The 17283-nt window shown below is 70.3% G+C and carries 16 protein-coding genes; 12 read left to right on the top strand and 4 right to left on the bottom strand.

Translation table 11 applies throughout. From position 1 onward, the window contains the following. Positions 1-16: 16 nt before the first annotated feature. From ald to PSS76_RS08670, 3 genes are all read left to right on the top strand, one after another. Positions 17-1141, top strand: a complete 1125-nt coding sequence (gene ald, locus PSS76_RS08660) for an alanine dehydrogenase (RefSeq protein ID WP_013416633.1) — start codon at positions 17-19, stop codon at positions 1139-1141. A gap of 149 nt (positions 1142-1290) precedes the next feature. Continuing rightward, entirely contained in the window at positions 1291-1719 is a 429-nt protein-coding gene (locus PSS76_RS08665) for a hypothetical protein (protein WP_115155952.1), read from the top strand. A 70-nt stretch (positions 1720-1789) separates the two neighbouring features. Beyond that, positions 1790-2581, top strand: a complete 792-nt coding sequence (locus PSS76_RS08670; protein WP_064078264.1) for an acyltransferase — start codon at positions 1790-1792, stop codon at positions 2579-2581. 23 nt (positions 2582-2604) lie between these two features. On the opposite strand, the gene PSS76_RS08675 is transcribed toward PSS76_RS08670, so the two are convergent. Genes PSS76_RS08675 through PSS76_RS08685 form a run of 3 tightly spaced genes read right to left on the bottom strand, consistent with a single transcriptional unit; the run spans position 2605 to position 6244 of the window. Continuing rightward, complete coding sequence (locus tag PSS76_RS08675; RefSeq protein WP_337456110.1) at positions 2605-3849, bottom strand: glycosyltransferase family 4 protein; 1245 nt, start codon at positions 3847-3849, stop codon at positions 2605-2607. Further along, positions 3849-5387, bottom strand: coding sequence for a 1,4-alpha-glucan branching protein domain-containing protein (locus PSS76_RS08680; RefSeq protein WP_337456150.1), 1539 nt, complete (start codon positions 5385-5387; stop codon positions 3849-3851). Before PSS76_RS08680 ends, PSS76_RS08675 begins: the two co-directional genes overlap by 1 nt. Positions 5388-5428: 41 nt before the next feature. Then, positions 5429-6244 carry a class I SAM-dependent methyltransferase gene (locus PSS76_RS08685; protein WP_005518973.1) on the bottom strand — a complete coding sequence of 272 codons (816 nt, stop codon included), beginning with the start codon at positions 6242-6244 and terminating at the stop codon, positions 5429-5431. A 240-nt stretch (positions 6245-6484) separates the two neighbouring features. On the opposite strand from PSS76_RS08685, the gene PSS76_RS08690 reads away from it, so the two are divergent. From PSS76_RS08690 to PSS76_RS08730, 9 genes are all read left to right on the top strand, one after another. Further along, complete coding sequence (locus PSS76_RS08690) at positions 6485-7285, top strand: electron transfer flavoprotein subunit beta/FixA family protein (RefSeq protein WP_013416629.1); 801 nt, start codon at positions 6485-6487, stop codon at positions 7283-7285. Positions 7286-7330: 45 nt separating this feature from the next. Next, a complete protein-coding gene (locus PSS76_RS08695) occupies positions 7331-8287 on the top strand; it encodes an electron transfer flavoprotein subunit alpha/FixB family protein (RefSeq protein ID WP_005518976.1) in 957 nt (318 codons plus the stop codon). 209 nt (positions 8288-8496) lie between these two features. Continuing rightward, entirely contained in the window at positions 8497-9312 is an 816-nt protein-coding gene (locus tag PSS76_RS08700) for a GNAT family N-acetyltransferase (protein ID WP_337456111.1), read from the top strand. 41 nt (positions 9313-9353) lie between these two features. Continuing rightward, a complete protein-coding gene (locus PSS76_RS08705) occupies positions 9354-10151 on the top strand; it encodes a lysophospholipid acyltransferase family protein (protein ID WP_180998906.1) in 798 nt (265 codons plus the stop codon). 54 nt (positions 10152-10205) lie between these two features. Continuing rightward, positions 10206-11423 (top strand): cysteine desulfurase family protein, encoded by a 1218-nt coding sequence (locus PSS76_RS08710; protein WP_337456112.1) that lies wholly within the window; start codon positions 10206-10208, stop codon positions 11421-11423. After that, the gene (mnmA, locus tag PSS76_RS08715; protein ID WP_005518983.1) at positions 11424-12542 is read left to right on the top strand and encodes a tRNA 2-thiouridine(34) synthase MnmA; all 1119 of its coding nucleotides are present in this window, start codon (positions 11424-11426) and stop codon (positions 12540-12542) included. Further along, the gene (locus PSS76_RS08720) at positions 12539-13570 is read left to right on the top strand and encodes a methionine synthase (protein WP_084984965.1); all 1032 of its coding nucleotides are present in this window, start codon (positions 12539-12541) and stop codon (positions 13568-13570) included. Before mnmA ends, PSS76_RS08720 begins: the two co-directional genes overlap by 4 nt. A gap of 96 nt (positions 13571-13666) precedes the next feature. Beyond that, positions 13667-15760, top strand: a complete 2094-nt coding sequence (gene ligA / locus PSS76_RS08725; RefSeq protein ID WP_084985199.1) for an NAD-dependent DNA ligase LigA — start codon at positions 13667-13669, stop codon at positions 15758-15760. A 343-nt stretch (positions 15761-16103) separates the two neighbouring features. After that, entirely contained in the window at positions 16104-16592 is a 489-nt protein-coding gene (locus PSS76_RS08730; protein WP_013416622.1) for a GNAT family N-acetyltransferase, read from the top strand. A 5-nt stretch (positions 16593-16597) separates the two neighbouring features. Here PSS76_RS08730 and PSS76_RS08735 read toward each other — a convergent pair whose 3' ends face one another. Continuing rightward, positions 16598-17248, bottom strand: a complete 651-nt coding sequence (locus PSS76_RS08735) for an ACT domain-containing protein (protein ID WP_005518989.1) — start codon at positions 17246-17248, stop codon at positions 16598-16600. Positions 17249-17283: the final 35 nt, after the last annotated feature.

The following is a 17283-nucleotide window of genomic DNA, read 5'->3' on the forward strand; positions in this document are numbered from 1 at the left end:
CGGCGGAGGAGACATCATGCGAATTGGTGTGCCCAGGGAGATCAAGAGCGGTGAACTGCGGGTGGCGCTGACCCCGCTGGCCGTCAACGAATTACGTGCGCGCGGCCACGACGTCCTGGTCGAGCGCGGCGCCGGGATCGGATCGGCGATGCCCGACGGCGAATTCGTCATGGCGGGCGCACGAATCCTCGATCGGGCGGAGGACGTGTGGGCCGAGGCCGACATGGTCGTGAAGGTGAAGGAGCCGTTGGCTCCCGAGTTCGGGCTGATGCGACGCGGTCAGGTGCTGTTCACCTATCTCCATCTCGCCGCCTCACTGGAATGCACCGAGGCGCTGCTGTCGAGCGGGGTGACCGCGATCGCGTACGAAACGGTGGAGCGGCCCGACGGCTCGCTTCCCCTGCTCGCGCCGATGAGCGAGGTGGCGGGCAGGCTCGCCACCCAGGTCGGCGCACATGCGTTGCAGGCCACAGCCGGTGGTGTCGGGCGGGGCATTCTGCTCGGTGGGGTGCCCGGGGTGCCGCCGGGGCGCGTGGTGGTGATCGGTGCGGGCAGCGCCGGCACGCACGCGACGGCCGTCGCGGTGGGGATGGGGGCGAGGGTCACCGTGCTCGACAGGGACGTCGAGCGGCTGCGGGCGCTGCACGACCGGTTCGGATCCCGCATCTCGACGGCCGTCTCCACCCGTACCGAGCTCGAACAGACGCTGACGGATGCGGACCTGGTGATCGGTGCTGTGCTGCTGCACGGTGCGCGGGCGCCGCGCCTCGTCACCTCCGAGCAGGTCGCCCGGATGCTCCCGGGGAGCGTGCTGGTCGACATCGCGATCGATCAGGGCGGCTGTTTCGAAGATTCCCGCCCGACTACTCACGACCACCCGACTTTCGTGGTTCACAATTCAATTTTCTATGCGGTTCCCAATATGCCGAGTGTTGTTCCCCATACGTCCACCCGGGCTTTGGTAAACGTCACCCTTCCGTTTGTCGGCGCCGTCGCGGAAAAGGGTTGGCGGGCGGCCATGCGCGCGGACAGTGCCCTGGCCGCAGGTTTGAACACCTGGTCGGGGCAGGTGACGCATGCGCCGGTCGCCGAGGCCCATGCGCTCCCGTGCGTCAGCGTGGAAAGTGCCCTGAACGGTTGAAATGCCCGATAGTGGAAAACGCCACGCATGCAATTCGCGCGGGTGACGATCGTTGCAGATCGTTTATCGAATTCGGTCGCGACACGCGCTGCGGAATTGTGTCTAATGGATTCATGCAGCCGGGAGTGCGGACAGAATCCGAAGTCGACGTGCGGCAATCAGTCACGATCGAGGCAGACGCCCCGACATCGGATCCCCGGGAGGGTACGAGTCCGCCGCCCGAATCCGTTGTCGCCGAGAGCCGTTCCGAGGTGGACCCGGACGCATCCGCTGACAGCCTCGCCGGCTCCGGGCCCGACGACTTCCTCCTCGGTACCCCCGCCGCGGGACGGGCAGTCACCGGTGGCCTGGTGGTGGGGGTCGCCGCGGCGGTGGGACTGGTCATGGTCTCGGTCGTCGCGATGGTGATCACCGCGGCGGTCGGGGCGCTCATCGCGTACGTCGTCGCGCACGACGACGAGTGGCTGCGGTCGATGCGCCGGCGCCGTGCCCGCCGACACCAGGTTCTCGTGGCACCGCGGTGGACCCGTCACTCGTGGGACGCCCGCCACGGTGTGGGGCGCCGCGCCGCGACCTGACGACCACGGGACGGGCGACCCACGGGGCACGTGACCGGGCGCACAGTCGCGGTCCGTAGGCTTACGTGTCATGACGAGCATGTGGGGCGCACCGTTGCGCTCGAGGTGGCGCGGATCGCGACGTCGGGACAGTGAACAGGCCCGTTTCCTGACGGTGGCCTCGCTGAAGTGGGTGATCGCGAACAAGGCGTACACCCCGTGGTACCTGGTCCGCTACTACCGCTTGGCGAAGTTCAAACTCGCCAACCCGCACATCATCACCCGCGGCATGGTCTTCCTCGGCAAGAACGTCGAGATCCACTCCACGCCGGGCCTGTCCCGCATGGAGATCGGCAAGTGGGTGCACATCGGCGACGGCAACGCGCTGCGTTGCCACGAGGGTTCGCTGCGGATCGGGGACAAGGTCGTCTTCGGCAAGGACAACGTCGTCAACACCTACATCGACATCGAGATCGGCGCGTCCACCCTCGTCGCCGACTGGTGCTACATCTGCGACTTCGACCACCGCATGGACGACGTCGACGTGCCGATCAAGGACCAGGGCATCGTCAAGGGACCGGTGCGGATCGGACCCGACACCTGGATCGCCGCCAAGGTGACGGTGCTGCGCAACACCCGGGTCGGTCGTGGCTGCGTGCTCGGCGCCCACGCCGTGGTCAAGGGGGACATCCCGGACTTCAGCATCGCCGTGGGCTCGCCCGCGAAGGCGGTGAAGAACCGTAGGGCCGACTGGGAGGCCGGCGCGGCGGACCGCGCGAAGTACATCGCGGCGCTGGAGGACATCGCGCGCAAGAAGCTCGCCTCGAACGGGGCCGACGCCGCCCCCGCGGTGAACGGGACCGGCGCCGGCAGTCAGGCCTGATCGCTCGGTGAACGGGGCGTCCGCTACCGACCGGGCAGCGGACGCTCCGGAATCTGCGGGCGCGCCAGCGGATGCCGCACCCGTCGCTTCGCGGCGGCGTACACCTGCACGGTCTCCTCGGCCACCTTGTGCCAGTCGAAGTCTGCGGTGAGACGCTCTCGTGCGGCCACCGCACGCCGCTGCGCGGCGGCCGGATCGTCGAGCACCTCCCGCGCCGCCGAGGTGAGTCCGTCGACGTCGCCCGGCTCGAACGACAGGCCCGTGACCCCGTCCACCACGGCCTCGCCGAGCCCGCCCGCGGTGGAGGCGATCAGCGGGGTGCCCGCGGCGGCCGCCTCGAGCGCGATGATGCCGAACGGCTCGTATCGACTGGGCAGGACGATCGCGTCGGCTCCGTGCAGCCAGCCGAGCAGCTCCTCGTGGTCGAGGTTGCCCAGGAACGTCACCGAACGCGCGACCCGATGCGTGCGGGCCTGCTGCTGCAGCCACTCGAACTGCGTGCCTTCACCGGCGACGGCGAGCGTCGTGCCGGGGTGGCTGCGCCGAATCCGCGGCAGCGCGGCGATCGCGTCCTGTACGCCCTTCTCGTACTCGAGTCGTCCCACGTACAGCAGGGTCGCCGGCCCGGACCGCGGCGCGCGGGGCCGGAAGCTCCAGGTGGTGACGTCGATCCCGTTGCGGATCACGGTGATCGGCGGCAGCTCCGGGCCGTAGAGCTCGGTGACCTCGTCGTGCATCGACGCCGAGCACGTGATGATCGAGTCGGACTCGTTGGCCAGCCACCACTCCACCGAGTGCACCTGGCGGTTGATCCGGCCCGAGATCCAGCCGCTGTGCCGACCGGCTTCCGAGGCGTGCAGCGTCGAGACCAGCGGGACGTCGTAGAACTCGGCCAGTGCGATGGCGGGGTGCGCCACCAGCCAGTCGTGGGCGTGCACGACGTCGGGCTGCCAGCCCGCGCCGATGCCCTCCTTCGCCAGTGCGACGCCGGCGCGGACCATCGCGTGACCCATGGCGAGCGTCCACGCCAGCATGTCCTCGCCGAAGATGAAGTGCGGCGGATCCTCGGCGACCGCGACCACGAGCACTCCGTCGGCGATCTCGGTGAACGTCGGATGCGTCGACGCGTCGGTACCCGACGGCCGGCGCGACAGCACGACCACCTCGTGGCCGGCCGCGGCGAGTTCCGTCGCCAGATGGTGGACGTGCCGCCCCAGCCCGCCGACGACGACCGGCGGGTACTCCCACGACACGATGAGGATCTTCATCACACGCTCCCAGCGAATGCGGCTGTTTCGGTCCGGCGACCGGGCAGGCGCCGCGCGTCGAGTGCGGGGAAGAGGCCGTCGGCGGCGTTCCACCCGTCCGCTAGACGTCGTGCGAGATCGTCGCGGCCGGACGCGACGGCGTCGGCGATCTCCCGCAGCGCGTGGGCGTGCTTGTGGGCCCGGTCGCGGGCGTATCCCGCCGCCGAATCCTTACTGACCATGAAGGCCCAGTCGCTGGAGACCGTCATCAGCGTCTCACGCAACATCTGGTCGTGGACCCGATTGCGAAGTTCCGGTCTGCCCGGATTCGCGTCGCGGGACTTGTCGATCGTGTCCAGCGCGGTCTGCACGACCTCCGCGTTGAGCTGGACCAGGTCCTGCACCTGGTCTCCGGCCCACACCCGCCAGTCCTTGCCCGACCCCCACGACGAGTCCTGCAACTCCACCGGTTCGCCCACGTAACCGGCGGCGCGGGCGTCGGCGAGGGTGCCGACACGGATGCCGGCCTCGGGAAGGGCGCGCAACACCTTCTCGAGCCACTGCGGGCCCTCGTACCACCAGTGCCCGAACAGTTCGGTGTCGAACGCGGCGACGACGAGGGCGCCCTTGCCGATGCGATCGGACTCGCTGCGCAGTCGTCGGCGCACGGTCTCGACGAAGTCGTCGACGTGCTTGTCGAGGGCGGCCGCCGCCGACTCGGGGTCGTACGGCGCCTTCTTCTCCGACGGCACCGAGCGCCCGGTGACCCGGGCGGGCTTGAGCCCGGTGTCGTGGTCGTAGGTGTGGAAGTCCCGGTAGGCCGGGTGACCGGGGTACCCGGTCTTCGGCGACCACACGCGGTAGCTCACCTCGAGATCGCGACCGAACGCGACGACGTCGGAGCCCCAGACCGGCCGACCGGCGGACGTGTCGCCGCGCAGCGCGGGTCCGTCGACCATGAAGTGCGACACGCCCGCGGAGGCGTACCCGCGTTCCATGCCGGGCGTGTAGCCGCACTCGGGTGCCCAGATCCCGGCCGGGTTGTGGCCCCAGCGGGCGTGCGCGTCGGCGAGGCCCTCGGTGAGGGAGAACGCCCGCAACCGCTCGTCGAGCAGCGGCTGGAACGGGTGCGCGAGCGGACCGCCGAGCAGTTCGATCGCCTCGGCGTCGATCAGTTCCCGCAGGACGGCGGAACCGCCGTGGCGCCAACGGGTTTCGAAGTCCGCCAGGGCTGCCGCGGACGCGCGGTGCTCGCGCGCGCCGAGCTCCTTGTGCGAGGCCGACGGCATCCCCGCGGCCTCGTGGGCGCGGATCTGCCAGTTGCCGAGCCAGTGGTGCATCCCGTCGAGGCAGTGCGGGTCGTCGAGCTGAGCCGCGAGGACCGGGGTGACGCCGAGCGTCAGCATCCGCGAGTGCCCCTCGGCGGCGAGGCGGCGGAGCACAGCGGTGACGGGCAGGTAGGTAGCTGCCCACGACTGGTACAGCCACTCCTCGCCGACCGGCCAGCGGCCGTGGTTGGCGAGCCACGGCAGGTGCGAGTGCAGGACCAGGCAGAACATGCCCGGCTCGCGCGACGTCACGGTTTCCCCCTGAGCCGCGGTCACGCCACGGGATCCTTGATCGCGATCGCCACGAGGTCGAGACTCGCGTCGATGTCGGCCTCACGCAGCTCGAAGTCGTCGACACCGATGTCCGCGACGTCGCGCGTGAGGTCCTCGGGCCACGGCTCCCCTGCGAGAGCGCGCTCGATCTGGGCGTCGATGAACGAGCCGCCGTGCTTGGCGTCGAGGGCGCGCAGGCGCTCGCCGTGGTGCACTCCGGTCATGACCTCGACCCGGAAGCCCGCGTCGACGAGAAGTTCGGTGAGCTCCGCGGCATTCAACTCACGCGTGTGGAACGGGTTGAGGGGAGTGTCGCGCCCGGGCGAGAACGTAATTCGGTTCGGGGTGCTCACGAGCAGTTCGCCACCGGGCGCCAGCACGCGGTGGCACTCGCGCAGGAACTGTGCCTGATCCCACAGGTGCTCGATCACCTGGAAATTGACGACCGTGTCGACGGAGCCGTCCGGGAGCGGCAGTTCCGCGAGATTGCCGTGCAGCATCTCCACTCGGGGGTACCGGGAACGGACGTGCTCGACCGCGGAGATGTCGTAGTCGAGTCCCGTGACCTTCGTCGCCACATCGGCAATCATGTTGGCGCCGTAGCCTTCTCCGGAACCCGCCTCGAGCACGTGGCGACCGGTGCAACGGGGGAGCAGGTCGCGGTAGACCACCTCGTGCCGCCGGAACCAGTAGTTCTCCTCGGGGATTCCGGGCACCGTTCGCTCGCCCGTCAACGGCAGTGTCGAGGCATCGTCGGGCGATGTCGCCCCGGCGTCGAGGGGGCTGGCTGTGGAACCGACTGTGGATTCGCTCACCCCAGCGAGGTTAGTGGCACCGCGAGGGACAGTTGTCGGGGTGGTCCACATCACAGCCGCGACAGGCCGCTCCGGCGGTTATGGTGAGACCGGATTTCGCCTAAGTTACCGGCTGGTAACTTAGTGTGAGGTAATCTGTCGCACAGCCAACGTGCGACGAAATTACTTACGAGAGCTCGGCATGTCGCGGAGTTTCTCGCGACTATCAGCCGGCTACACACAGGAGGTCGACGAAGACCCATGACGAACATCGTCGTTTTGATCAAGCAGGTCCCCGATACGTGGTCCGAGCGCAAGCTGTCCGACGGCGACTTCACGCTCGACCGTGAGGCCGCCGACGCAGTGCTCGACGAGATCAACGAGCGCGCCGTCGAGGAAGCCCTCCTCATCAAGGAGCGCGACGGCGGCGAGGTCATCGTCCTGTGCGCCGGTCCCGACCGCGCCACCGATGCCATCCGCAAGGCGCTGTCCATGGGCGCCGACAAGGCCGTTCACGTGAACGACCCGGCGCTGCACGGCTCCGACGCCATCCAGACCGGCTGGACTCTCGCCGCGGCGCTCGGACAGATCGGCTTCGAGAACGGCGAGGCCGCCGACCTCGTCATCGCCGGCAACGAGGCCACCGACGGCCGCATCGGCGCCGTCCCGGCCATCATCGCCGAGTACCTCGGCCTGCCGCAGCTCACCCAGCTGCGCAAGCTGACGGTCGAGGGCGGCAAGGTCACCGGCGAGCGCGAGACCGACGAGGGCGTATTCGGCCTCGAGGCCGGCCTCCCGGCCATCGTCTCGGTCACCGAGAAGATCAACGAGCCGCGCTTCCCGTCCTTCAAGGGCATCATGGCCGCGAAGAAGAAGGAAGTTCAGGTCCTCACCCTGGCCGACCTGGGTGTCGATCCCGAGACCGTGGGTGTCGCGAACGCCGGCACCACTGTCACCGGCTCCACCCCCAAGCCCCCGCGTACCGCTGGCGAGCGCGTTTCCGACGAGGGCGACGGCGGCACCAAGATCGCCGCGTACCTCGTGGGCCAGAAGATCATCTGATCCGGCCCCCTCGAGACCAGCAGACAAGACAGGGAGAAGTAAGCAATGGCAGAAGTACTCGTGCTCGTCGAGCACGCCGAGGGTGCACTCAAGAAGGTCAGCCTCGAGCTCATCACCGCCGCCCGTGCTCTCGGTGAGCCGGCCGCCGTCGTCGCCGGTCCCGCCGGCACCGCCGCGAAGCTGGCCGAGGCCCTGGCCGCTGCCGGTGCCGCCAAGATCTACGTCGCCGAGTCCGACGACATCGAGGGTTACCTGGTGACCCCGAAGGTCGACGTCCTCGCCGGCCTGGTCGAGACCGCCGGCCCGGCCGCCGTGATCCTCGCGGCCAGCACCGAGGGCAAGGAAGTTGCCGGTCGCCTGGCGGCCCGCATCGGCTCCGGCCTGCTGTCCGACGTCGTCGAGGTCAAGTCCGACGGCAGCGCCGTCCACTCGATCTTCGGTGGCGCCTACACCGTCGACGCCAAGGCCAACGGCGAGGTCCCGGTCATCTCGGTCCGCCCGGGTGCCGTCGAGGCCCAGCCGCAGGCCGCTGCCGGCGAGCAGGTCGTCGTCGAGGTTCCGGGCCAGGAAGAGGGCGCCGTCAAGGTGGTCTCCCGTGAGCCCATCGTCGGTGGCGATCGTCCGGAGCTCACCGAGGCGTCGGTCGTCGTCTCCGGTGGCCGTGGCGTCGGCTCGGCGGACAAGTTCTCGGTCGTCGAGGAGCTCGCCGACTCGCTGGGTGCCGCCGTCGGTGCCTCGCGTGCCGCAGTCGACTCGGGCTACTACCCGGGTCAGTTCCAGGTCGGTCAGACCGGTAAGACGGTCTCGCCGCAGCTGTACATCGCGCTCGGCATCTCCGGCGCCATCCAGCACCGCGCCGGCATGCAGACCTCGAAGACCATCGTCGCGGTCAACAAGGACGAAGAGGCCCCGATCTTCGAGATCGCGGACTTCGGCGTCGTGGGCGACCTGTTCAACGTCGCTCCGCAGCTCACCGAGGCCGTCAAGGCTCACAAGGGCTGACACCCGGCCGCGCGCTCGCAGAGCCCCCGTCACCGCATTCGGTGGCGGGGGCTCTCGCGTCGTGTCGGTCGCTCTCGCGTGCGCATCCGTCTCCCGCGCGCGATCGTGCGCGCGGGGCGTCACTTCGCGCGCGGCACGTTCACCGAAGCTGCATCGACGCGACACGTCCGCGACGCTTGGTCGCCGTACCCACTCGATAGACCTCTGGCATGACAACTTCGTCGACTGTCGAGACCGTCTGTTCCCCGCGAGAGACCTCGCGCTACTCCCTCCTGGTGTCCTCCGATCGTGAGCACCGCCTGGCCGCTCAGGCCCTGCGCTACCGCGTGTTCGCCGCCGAACCCGGCTTCGTGATCCCCGCGTCCGACGACCGTCTGGACGCCGACCGTTTCGACGACTTCTGCGACCACCTGCTGGTCCGCGACAACGCGACCGACGAGTTCGTCGGCTGCTACCGGATGCTTCCGCCCGACGCCGCGATCGCGGCCGGCGGCTACTACACCGCCACCGAGTTCCACCTGGAAGCGCTCGATCCCACTGGGCGTCGCGTGGTCGAGATGGGGCGCGCGTGCGTCGACGCCGAGCACCGCTCCGGCTCGGTGCTCGCACTCATGTGGGCGGGCATCCTGCACTACCTGCAGCTCACCGGCCACGACACGGTCATGGGCTGCGTGTCGGTGCCGATGCAGGACCGGCCCGACGCCGTTGCCGGCGCGAACGTGCGCGGCGTCCGCGACTTCCTGCTGGGCCGCCACGCCGCGGAGCCGTCGTCGTGGGTGCGACCGCTGCGACCGGTGCGGGTGGACGGTCGACCGCTCGACGACATCGCCGCACCCCTGCGGCCGGCGGTTCCGCCACTACTGCGCGGCTACCTGCGGCTGGGGGCGAAGATCTGCGGGGAGCCGGCACACGACCCGGACTTCGGTGTCGCGGACTTCGTCGCGCTGCAGACCTTGCACGACGCCGACACCCGCTACCTGGAACGGCTCCAGCGCGCCGCCGCGACCCTCGAGGCCGCGGCGTGAGCCACCCCTGGACGCCGACGAGTCCGTGCGGTGAGCGCTGCGTGAGCGGGGTCGGCCGCGTCTCGGTGCCGACGGCCTGCGCGCGATGGGTGGCGCTGGCGGCGGCCGCGTCGAGCATGCTGCTGTTCCCGCTCCTGCGCGCGCTCCCACAGCCCACGCGAGCGCGATGTCACCGGCGTCTGGCCCGGGCTGCGTTGCGGGGCATCGGGATCCGAGTCGAGGGTGGGGCCGGGCTACGGGTCCCGGACGGCACGTTGGTCGTGGCGGGCCACGTGTCGTGGCTGGACGTGCTGGTGCTCGCCGCCGTGGTGCCCGGCCGGTTCGTGGCCCGGGCGGACCTGGTGACGTGGCCGCTGCTCGGCGCGGTCGCGAGGCGAGCACGGGTCATCACTATCGACCGCGACCGGCTGCGCGGCCTGCCCGCGACGGTCGCCACCGTCCGCGACCGGTTGTCCGCGGGGGAGACGGTGATCGCGTTCCCGGAGGGGACCACGTGGTGCGGTCGGGCGTTCGGGCGCTTCCGGCCCGCGCTGTTCCAGTCGGCGATCGACGCGCAGCGACCGGTGCTGCCGCTGTCGGTGGACTACCTCGACGCCGCGGGCGACGGCACCACGGTGCCGGCCTTCGTCGGCGCCGACACGATCGGCGCGTCGATGCGCCGCGTCCTCCGGGCCCGGGGCCTGCGCGTCCGGGTGACCGCGGGGGAGATGCAGCACCCCGGCAGCGATCGGCGCGAGCTCGCGGACCGCTGCTCGCGACAGGTGCGGGACGGCTCCCGGCCGACGATCGACCGGCTCCTGGCGCGGCTCGACCAGCCGGACCACGCGCAAGCTGCGTGACTGCGGTCTCCGGCCAAACGGTGACTGCGGGCGACGGGCTATCCTTGTCGGGTCATGATCTCGCCTGCCACCAGCTCAGCGGTCTACCTCGACCACGCCGCGACCACACCCATGTATCCGGCCACGATCGAGGCGATGACCGAGGTCTTCGCCACGGTGGGTAACGCCTCGTCGTTACACGGATCGGGTCGGTCGGCGCGACGCCGTATCGAAGAGGCCCGCGAGTCGATTGCGGCGTGCCTGGGCGCCCGGCCGTCCGAGGTGATCTTCACCTCCGGCGGCACCGAGAGCGACAACCTGGCCGTCAAGGGCATCTACTGGGCGCGGCGCGGCGCCGACCCCCGGCGCACCCGGATCCTGGCGAGCGCGGTCGAGCACCACGCCGTGCTCGACGCCGTCGAGTGGCTCGCCGCACACGAGGGCGCCCGGGTGACGTGGCTGCCCGTCGACGCCGACGGTGCCGTCGACCCCGACGCCGTGCGGGCCGAATTGGCACTGCACGCCGAGGAGACCGCGCTCGTCACCGTCATGTGGGCCAACAACGAGGTCGGTACTGTCAACCCGATCGCGGAGATCGCCGCGATCGCCTCCGAGTACGGCGTCCCCATCCACTCCGATGCAGTGCAGGCCGCAGCGCACCTGCCGATCGACTTCGCGACGAGTGGGCTGTCGGCGCTCAGCATCGCCGGCCACAAGCTGGGCGGCCCCCAGGGTGTCGGTGCACTCCTGCTCGGCCGGCAGGTGCCGTGCGTGCCGCTGTCGCACGGCGGCGGCCACGAGCGTGACCTGCGTTCGGGCACGCAGGATACGGCGTCGATCGTCGGCCTCGCATCGGCTCTGCAGATCACGACGACGGAGATGGCGTCGCGCAGCGCCGAGCTGATCACGTTGCGGGACAGTCTGATCGAGGGTGTGCGCGCCTTCGTGCCCGACGCGATCCTCAACGGCGCCGCCGGGCCGGCGCGGCTCCCGGGTAACGCGCACTTCACTTTCCCCGGCTGCGAAGGGGATTCGCTGCTGATGCTCCTCGACGTCGCGGGTGTCGAGTGCTCCACCGGGTCGGCCTGCACGGCCGGGGTCGCGAGCGCCAGCCACGTGCTCACCGCGATGGGCGTCGACCCGGTCGTCGCTCGTGGATCGCTCCGTTTCTCGTTGGGGCACACGTCGACCGAGCGGGACGTCGAGGCGCTGCTGTCCGCTCTGCCGCAGGTGATCGAACGTGCCCGGGCCGCCGGACTGGCGAGCGCGGGCGCTCGAGGAGGGAATCGTTAGATGCGAGTTCTGGCTGCGATGAGCGGTGGTGTGGACTCGGCGGTGGCCGCTGCCCGCGCCGTGGAGGCCGGTCACGACGTCGTGGGCGTGCACCTCGCCCTGTCGACCGCGCCCGGCACGTTGCGCACCGGTTCGCGAGGCTGCTGCTCCAAGGAGGACGCCGGTGACGCGAAGCGTGCCGCCGACGTACTCGGAATCCCCTTCTATGTATGGGATTTCGCGGACCGCTTCAAGGAAGACGTGATCGACGACTTCGTCGAGTCGTACGCCGCCGGCGAGACCCCCAACCCGTGCCTGCGGTGCAACGAGAAGATCAAGTTCGCGGCGCTCGCCGACCGGGCGTACGCGCTGGGCTTCGACGCCGTCGCCACCGGGCACTACGCCCGTCTCGAGGACGGCGAGCTGCGCCGTGCGGTGGACGCGGACAAGGATCAGTCGTACGTGCTGGCGGTGCTCACCGCCGACCAGTTGTCCCGGGCGATGTTCCCGGTCGGCGACACCCCCAAGGAGCAGATCCGCGAAGAGGCCGCCGCACGCGGACTCGCGGTCGCGAACAAGCCCGACAGCCACGACATCTGCTTCATCCCGTCCGGCGACACCCGGGCGTTCCTCGGAGCCAGGATCGGGATCCGACCCGGCGCGGTGGTCGACGCCGACACCGGTGAGGTGCTCGCGCAGCACGAGGGCGTCCACGGGTTCACGATCGGGCAGCGCAAGGGGCTCGGCGTGCAGGGGCCGGCCGCCGACGGTCAGCCCCGCTACGTGACCGCGATCGAGCCCGAGACCGGCACCGTGCGGGTCGGCTCGGCCGCGCGCCTCGACGTGTGGACCATCACCGCCGAACGAGCGATCTGGACGTCGGGGCAGGCGCCCGAGGGGCCGATCGAGTGCATCGTGCAGGTGCGTGCGCACGGCGGTACCGCGCGTGCTGTCGCGGAGGCGGTCCGGGGCGAGCGCAGCGACGGGGAAGGTCGCGACGGCGGCATCGTCGTGCAGCTGTCGGAACCGCTGACCGGCGTCGCGAAGGGACAGGCCGTGGTGCTGTACCGCCCCGACGAGGACGGCGACGTCGTCATCGGCAGCGGCACCATCGCGGGAACCTCCGCGGACCGTCCGTGACCGCCTCCCGGGTTCCCGTCGGTGTCGCGACGGGTGTCGGATCGTGGCCGGGCACCGATCCGCGAGCGTCGGCGGAGATCGTCGTCGGAGAACTCGCGGCCCTGCCGCACCTCGTCGAACTGCCCGCGCGGGGCATCGGCGCCGACATGATCGGCCGAGCGGGAGCCCTGCTGATCGACATCCCGATCGACACTTCCACGACGGGGTATCGCCTGGCGCAGCGCGTCGGCGCCGCCACCCGCACCGCCCGGGACCTGCTGGCCCGCGATCTCGACGCGCTCGAGGAGGCGTGGGAGCTGGCCGGACGCCGTGGCACCGACCAACCGGTGAAAGTGCAGGCCGTCGGGCCGCTCACGCTGGCGTCGCAACTCGAACTGCACGGCGGGCACCGCGTGCTCACCGATCCCGGGGCGCTGCGCGACGTGGCCGAGTCGCTCGCCGAGGGCGTCGCGAACCACGTCGCCGACACCGCCCGACGTCTCGGTTCGCCGGTGGTGGTGCAACTCGACGAGCCGGGCCTGCCGGCGGTTCTCGCAGGTTCGCTGTCCGGAGTGTCGATCCTGCAGACGCCTCGTGCGCTGCCGGAGCCCGAGGCACTCCAGGTCCTGCAGCAGGCGATCGGGCGCATCGATGCCCCGATTCTGGTGCACTGCTGTGCGTCGGACGTCCCGTGGGGCCTGCTGCGCCGCAGCGGCGCAGCGATGGTCGGCTTCGATGTCGACACCCTCGGGACCTCCGACCTGGACGGCATCGGCGAACTGCTCGACGGTGGCGTCGACCTCGCACTGGGACTGGTGCCGACCGGTGACCCCGAGCGCACGCCCGGCTGGCGGGAGCTGGCCGAGCCCGCGACCCGGCTGTTCGACCGGCTCGGCTTCCCCCGCGAACTGCTGTCGTCGCGCGTCGCTGTGACCCCGGCGTGCGGACTGGCCGGCGCGAGCCTGGACCGGGCCCGTGCGGCGCTGCGGTCGGCGAACGATGTGACCCGCGCTTTCGCGGACGGCGCGGACCCCGACCGGACCCGCTGAGGGGTCTCTCGGCGGCCGAAACTTGTCGGCTGGCTGCGATAACCTTCCCAGGTGGACCAGAACGAAGCCCCCGCCTCCGTGACCAGTCAGCCCGACGTGGAGGTCGTGCCCGCGAGCGCCGAGGATCGGGAGCGCTGGCAGGAGCTGGCCGAGGTCGTACGCAACCACCAGTTCCGCTACTACGTGCTCGATTCGCCGATCGTCTCCGACGGCGAGTTCGACCAGTTGTTCGGCGAACTGAACGCCCTCGAGGAACGGCATCCGGATCTGCGCACGCCCGATTCGCCCACCCAGCTGGTCGGCGGCGGCTTCGCGACCGAATTCAAGGCCGTGGACCATCTCGAGCGAATGCTCAGCCTCGACAACGTCTTCGACTACGACGAGCTCCGTACCTGGATCGGCCGCATCGAGGCAGAGGTGTCCGACGGTCGGTCTGCGGGCTCCGCTGCCGCCCGCCCCGACCTGCACTATCTGTGCGAGGTCAAGATCGACGGCGTCGCTCTGAACCTGGTATACGAGAACGGTCGACTCGTCCGGGCCGCGACTCGGGGTGACGGTCGCACCGGTGAGGACGTCACGCTCAATGCCCGCACCATCTCGGACATTCCCGAAACCCTGACGCCCAGTGACGAATACCCGATTCCCGCGCTGCTCGAGGTGCGCGGCGAGGTCTTCTTCCGGCTCGAGGACTTCGCCGCTCTCAACGCCTCGTTGGTCGCGGACGGCAAGGCGCCCTTCGCGAATCCGCGGAACTCCGCGGCCGGCTCGCTGCGGCAGAAGAATCCCGCGGTCACCGCGCGACGGCGGCTGGGCATGATCTGCCACGGCCTGGGCCGCACCGAGGGGTTCGATCCGGCCGGGCAGTACGACGCGTACACCGCGCTCGCGGCGTGGGGCCTGCCGGTCTCCACCCACACGTCGCGGGTCGTCGGGGCGGACGCGGTGGTCGAGAAGGTGAAGTACTGGGACGAACACCGGCACGACGTCGAACACGAAATCGACGGCCTCGTAGTGAAAGTCGACGAGATGTCGCTCCACCGTCGCCTCGGCGCGACGTCGAGGGCGCCGCGCTGGGCGGTCGCGTACAAGTACCCGCCGGAGGAGGCCACCACCAAGCTCGTCGACATCCGGGTCAGCGTCGGCCGCACCGGACGCGTCACGCCGTTCGCCTACATGGAGCCGGTGCTGGTCGCCGGGTCGACGGTGGCCCTCGCGACGTTGCACAACGCGTCCGAGGTCAAGCGCAAGGGTGTGCTGATCGGGGACACCGTGGTGATCCGGAAGGCCGGCGAGGTGATCCCCGAGGTTCTCGGCCCGGTCGTCGACGTGCGGGACGGCTCCGAGCGCGAGTTCGTGATGCCCACCGAGTGCCCGGAGTGCGGCACCACCTTGGCCCCCGCCAAGGAGGGCGACGCCGACATCCGCTGCCCCAACCAGCGCTCGTGCCCGGCGCAGTTGCGGGAGAGGGTGTTCCACGTCGCGGGGCGCGGCGCCTTCGACATCGAGGTGCTCGGCTACGAGGCCGCGACCGCACTGTTGCAGGCGGGTGTCATCAGTGACGAGGGCGACCTGTTCTCGCTCACCGAGGACGACCTGCTCGAGGCGCCGCTGTTCCGCACCAAGGCGGGGAAGTTGTCCGCCAACGGCCGCCGCCTGCTCGACAATCTGGGCTCGGCCAAGCAGCAACCGCTGTGGCGCGTGCTGGTCGCGCTGTCGATCCGGCACGTCGGGCCGACCGCGGCGCGGGCCCTGGCGAGCGAATTCGGCAGCCTCGAGCGGATCGAGAACGCCGGTGTCGAGGAACTCGCCGCGGTCGACGGCGTCGGCGGCACGATCGCGGCGGCTGTCGTGGCCTGGTTCGAGGTCGACTGGCACCGCGACATCGTCGCGAAGTGGCGTGCCGCGGGAGTGACGATGGAGGACGAACGAGACGAGTCCATCGTGCGCAATCTCGAGGGACTGTCGATCGTCGTCACGGGTTCGCTCGAGGGCTTCAGCCGTGACGAGGCGAAGGAGGCCATCCTCGTTCGCGGCGGGAAGGCGGCGGGATCGGTGTCGAAGAAGACGGCGTTCGTGGTGATCGGGGAGGCGCCCGGATCGAAGGCGGCGAAGGCGGAGGAGTTGGGTGTCCCGATCCTCGACGAGGACGGTTTCCGGCGCCTCCTCGAGCACGGGCCCGAGGGAGTCTGACGGCCACAGCCGGAGAAGCGCAGCGCGACACGAACATTCACACCGAATCGGGCATCTTGTCTACGTGATGAATGCCACTCTACGACGAGGCGTCGTTGGCGTCGGGCATCGGCCGGGCGGAGCGAGCGGGGGTTCGGTCGCCGCTCGGCGAGGTGGGTCGACGTCCATCGATCCTGGTGGGAGTCGGTTCCGTTGTGGCGCGGCGCACGTACCCGGCGCGCCCGCGGTGGTGATCGCGTTCGTCCAGACCGAGTGGTCCGAGTGTGGCGGGCGTCTCATTTCCCCCGCTCGGGGCATCTGAATCGGTTTTCTGACGGAGGGCAGTGGCTGACATAGTGACGCCATGATCGATATCCGGACCGCCACGCCTGCCGACTACGACGCCGTCGGCACCCTGACCGCCGACGTCTACATCGACGGTGGTTTCGTATCGGAGTCCGACATGTACGCGGAACGGCTGCGCGACACGGCGTCCCGTGCCGAGCACGCCGACGTGGTCGTCGCGGTCGTCGGTGACGAGATCGTCGGGTCGGTCACCATCGCCGCACCCGAATCGAAGTTCGCGGACGTCGCGGAGAAGGGTGAGCTCGAGTTCCGCATGCTGGCGGTCGCGCCCACCGCCCGCGGCAAGGGCGTCGGATCGGCCCTCGTCCGGCACGTGCTGGACGTCGCCTACGAGCGCGGTGACCGCGCTGTCGTGATCTCGACGCAGTCCGACATGGTGGACGCCCGACGGATCTACGACCGCAACGGTTTCGTCCCGGCGCCCGAGCGCAACTGGGAGCCGGTTCCCGGCATGGAGCTCACCGCCCTCGTCCGCGAACTGGTCTAGCGGTCTCAGCCCAGCACGGTCGCGACGATCCCGGCCAGATAGCCCAGGCGGGCCACCTCGGACGGGCGGAACTCGGGCCCGCCGGGGCGGCCCAGCACGAGCACCTTGCCGCTGGTGCCGAGCGGCGCGGCGGCGAGGGTGGTGTCCATGTCGCGCCACGACTGCGGTACCCAGTCGGCCTGGCCGTCGAGGACGGTCGCCTTCGCGAGGGGCATCCACGGGGCGTCGCCGGCGTGTGTCTCCGGCGCCCCCGGGCTGCCGACGACCCGGAACGCGCCGTGCGGACCGAGGTCCATCACCGTCGACCAACCGACCCGCAGCACGCGCGGTGCGCCGTCCACGAGGACCTGCAGCCGGTCGGAGTGCGCCGCCGCGACGTTGTCGATGAGTTCGAGTTCGCGATGGGTGTCGAGGATTCCGGCGTACGGGCGGATCGAGTCCACGCGGACGTCGGGGAGGTGTTCGGCGGCGGTGATGAGCGTGTCGGGCAGCGAGCCGCTCGCGACGTCCACCACGAGATCGTCGACGGCGAATCCCGAACCCCGCTCGACGACGTCGAGCGAGAGGATGTCCGCGCCGACCGAGCCGAGCGCGACGGCGAGCGCGCCGAGGCTGCCGGGACGATCGGGCAGCTGGACTCGCAGCAGGTACGACACGTGCGGCCTTTCCGTTCGTTCGAAGACTGAAGTTT

The sequence above is a fragment of the Prescottella sp. D32 genome (assembly GCF_037287305.1).
GTDB classification, from domain to species: Bacteria; Actinomycetota; Actinomycetes; order Mycobacteriales; family Mycobacteriaceae; genus Prescottella; species Prescottella equi.

What these genes read in the sequence shown, in the direction of transcription:
- PSS76_RS08710 (WP_337456112.1), top strand. Translation starts at nt 10,206, where the DNA reads ATGATCTCGCCTGCCACCAGCTCAGCGGTCTACCTCGACCACGCCGCG.
- PSS76_RS08700 (WP_337456111.1), top strand. Translation starts at nt 8,497, where the DNA reads ATGACAACTTCGTCGACTGTCGAGACCGTCTGTTCCCCGCGAGAGACC.
- ald (WP_013416633.1), top strand. Translation starts at nt 17, where the DNA reads ATGCGAATTGGTGTGCCCAGGGAGATCAAGAGCGGTGAACTGCGGGTG.
- PSS76_RS08730 (WP_013416622.1), top strand. Translation starts at nt 16,104, where the DNA reads ATGATCGATATCCGGACCGCCACGCCTGCCGACTACGACGCCGTCGGC.
- PSS76_RS08675 (WP_337456110.1), bottom strand. Translation starts at nt 3,849, where the DNA reads ATGAAGATCCTCATCGTGTCGTGGGAGTACCCGCCGGTCGTCGTCGGC.
- mnmA (WP_005518983.1), top strand. Translation starts at nt 11,424, where the DNA reads ATGCGAGTTCTGGCTGCGATGAGCGGTGGTGTGGACTCGGCGGTGGCC.
- PSS76_RS08670 (WP_064078264.1), top strand. Translation starts at nt 1,790, where the DNA reads ATGACGAGCATGTGGGGCGCACCGTTGCGCTCGAGGTGGCGCGGATCG.
- PSS76_RS08690 (WP_013416629.1), top strand. Translation starts at nt 6,485, where the DNA reads ATGACGAACATCGTCGTTTTGATCAAGCAGGTCCCCGATACGTGGTCC.
- PSS76_RS08695 (WP_005518976.1), top strand. Translation starts at nt 7,331, where the DNA reads ATGGCAGAAGTACTCGTGCTCGTCGAGCACGCCGAGGGTGCACTCAAG.
- PSS76_RS08680 (WP_337456150.1), bottom strand. Translation starts at nt 5,387, where the DNA reads ATGTTCTGCCTGGTCCTGCACTCGCACCTGCCGTGGCTCGCCAACCAC.